This window comes from Candidatus Darwinibacter acetoxidans (assembly GCF_041936445.1).
Classification (GTDB): Bacteria; Bacillota; Limnochordia; order Darwinibacteriales; family Darwinibacteriaceae; genus DTU010.
In genome coordinates, this window is the sequence record NZ_JBHGXH010000314.1 from 1 (window position 1) to 2,097 (window position 2,097).

Annotated in this window: 5 protein-coding genes; all 5 read right to left on the bottom strand. The window is 52.8% G+C overall.

Features of this window, described 5'->3' with window-relative positions; all coding sequences use genetic code 11:
* A partial coding sequence (locus ACE4YL_RS13050; protein ID WP_461369703.1) for a hypothetical protein occupies window positions 1-458 on the bottom strand: 458 nt, incomplete at its 3' end.
* Window positions 459-460: 2 nt separating this feature from the next.
* A complete protein-coding gene (locus ACE4YL_RS13055; protein WP_461369704.1) occupies window positions 461-760 on the bottom strand; it encodes a hypothetical protein in 300 nt (99 codons plus the stop codon).
* A gap of 2 nt (window positions 761-762) precedes the next feature.
* Window positions 763-1,458: a hypothetical protein gene (locus ACE4YL_RS13060; RefSeq protein WP_461369705.1), complete on the bottom strand. Its 696-nt coding sequence runs from the start codon at window positions 1,456-1,458 to the stop codon at window positions 763-765.
* The gene (locus ACE4YL_RS13065; protein WP_461369706.1) at window positions 1,455-1,802 is read right to left on the bottom strand and encodes a hypothetical protein; all 348 of its coding nucleotides are present in this window, start codon (window positions 1,800-1,802) and stop codon (window positions 1,455-1,457) included. The genes ACE4YL_RS13060 and ACE4YL_RS13065 overlap by 4 nt, the downstream gene beginning before the upstream one ends.
* The coding region (locus ACE4YL_RS13070) for a queuosine precursor transporter (protein WP_461369707.1) at window positions 1,795-2,097 on the bottom strand (303 nt) is incomplete at its 5' end. The genes ACE4YL_RS13065 and ACE4YL_RS13070, both read right to left, overlap by 8 nt.

The window sequence follows — 2,097 nt, forward strand, 5'->3', positions numbered from 1 at the left end:
AGTCGGTGGGGGTAGTATTTGTTTACGAACCTGGATATGCCTATTGAGGCCACTGGCCACTCAAGCATTTCAAGCACACACTCCCTCCACTCCTCCTTGGTTGACCCTTGTGGTACGGCCATCAGCCTGATGTCCTGTCTCAGGATGTCGTCCTTGAAGAACACATCCATCGCCTCCCTACCCCTCTCCAGGGTCAGCTCCTTGTCTCGGATAGCGTCTGGCAGAACCATCTCGGTTGCACCAATGTCCTCTGCTATCTCGATTAATTCCTCCATTTTTAGTGGCTCACCCGTCTCAACCACCCCATTATCCATGAGGACGAAGAAGCCCTTCCTGGACTGCTCCCTAAAGAAGTCCCTGTATGCTGGCCTATCCATCAGGTGTGCCAGACACATGTTATACTGTTCGTCCTCTCTCATCCTCAGGTATTTGGTCGGTAATATCGTTGCTATTTCCATGTCTAATCCTCCTCCTCTTTGTCAGGGTCAGGGACTTCACCCTCCTGACCCCTTGCAAACACATTCATTATCATCATTGCGAAGTTACCCACATCGGCAGCCTCCAGAACCACGTCCCTCACGCTACCAATCTCCAGGGCTTCCTCCAGCTCACGTACCTCCTCTTTGAGGCATTCCAGGAACCACCCACAGTCCTCCCTGCTTGCGTTCTCCCAGTGCCTCTTGGAGTCGTTACACATGAGTTTATACTCCATCGCCTTGGCGAAATCCTTTACTTCTTGTCTGACTACGATATCCCTCACCCCTATCTGAATTCCTCTGGAACATTATCAGGCTCTAGGAACCTAACATACTTGCCCAGCCTTCTTGCGTATCTTATCTCGCTTGCAGTGCTCTCGCCGATGTACCCATCTACGTTCAGCACATATATCCCGTCTGATATGTCAATCTTTCTCTTGTGGAGATAGTCGAAGAACTCCTTTTGCTCCTCGCTTATATCCTCATCGTCTGCGTGCATGAAGCTCCCCACCTGGAATGTGGCCACACCCTCAATCTCAAGCTGCTTCATTGCGTCCAGCCAGGCCTGCTTAAACCTGGTGGAGCCGCATATAGTCACCACAGGTGGCCTGGGTCTGCTATCCCGATACACCTCCGCGCCGCAGTCCGCATCCTCCATTACTCGGACGCGCTTGACGTGAGGCATCTTACCGAGGATCCAGTTACCTAAGTCCTCGCAGGATGCTCTGCCGAAGTCGTAGACCACCACCTCCTCCCCGCGATCACCCGTAAGCCGCTTGTAGCTGGCCCTGGAGATGAGCGCCGCCTGGAGATCGTCCCGCAGATCATGAAACTCAATGTCTCGGTCAGCGTGATTAACGTCAGCCCATGCCGTGACACGGAAGTCGTGCATGTGCGGATGTTTCAGATACTCCCTAACACCACTGGCTTCAGGCCAGCAGTGCAGGGCTCGGACTGTCGTTGATACCCTTATCTCCATCATAACTCCGCCACCACCATTACTGGCAGGTGGAACGCCGATTCCACCCGCAGAGTCACCTCGACCCACTCGGGATTCACGGCATCATGGACGCGTTGAGCTACCAGGTTTGCCATGCCCTCCGCCGTGTGCTCAGTGTCCCGCAGGGATTCAATCCAGTCCTGCAAGCTGTTCCACTCGATGAGCTTGGTCTCCTCCTCGATCTCGATCATGGGCTTGTAACTGACCTCGATCGTTCCCCCGTAAGGCTTGCCTGGAACGGGACATATGGCCTCGAATTTCAGGTCTATACCTATGCTCATTACGCTACACACATCTTCACTCGGAACCACCACTGTCTTAATCATCTTTCCCATACCTCCTTACAAGTGCTACACCGAGATATACGAACGGTGTGTCGATCACTGCGATTATGAACTTCACTACCACGTAGGTCACGAACATCACGATCAGATCCTCCCACGGCATCACCCCTGCGAACCCTATAGTTAGGAACACCGCACTGTCTATCATCTGCGATGTTATAGTGCTGGAGTTGTTCCTGAACCACAGACCCAACCTCATCTTCCTCTTAATATAGTCGAATACCCACACATCCCAGGTCTGTGAGGCTATATATGCTGCCATGCTGGCCAACACCAT

Excerpts from the sequence above, each read along its gene's own strand:
- ACE4YL_RS13060 (WP_461369705.1), bottom strand. The coding sequence starts at position 1,458 with ATGATGGAGATAAGGGTATCAACGACAGTCCGAGCCCTGCACTGCTGG.
- ACE4YL_RS13065 (WP_461369706.1), bottom strand. The coding sequence starts at position 1,802 with ATGATTAAGACAGTGGTGGTTCCGAGTGAAGATGTGTGTAGCGTAATG.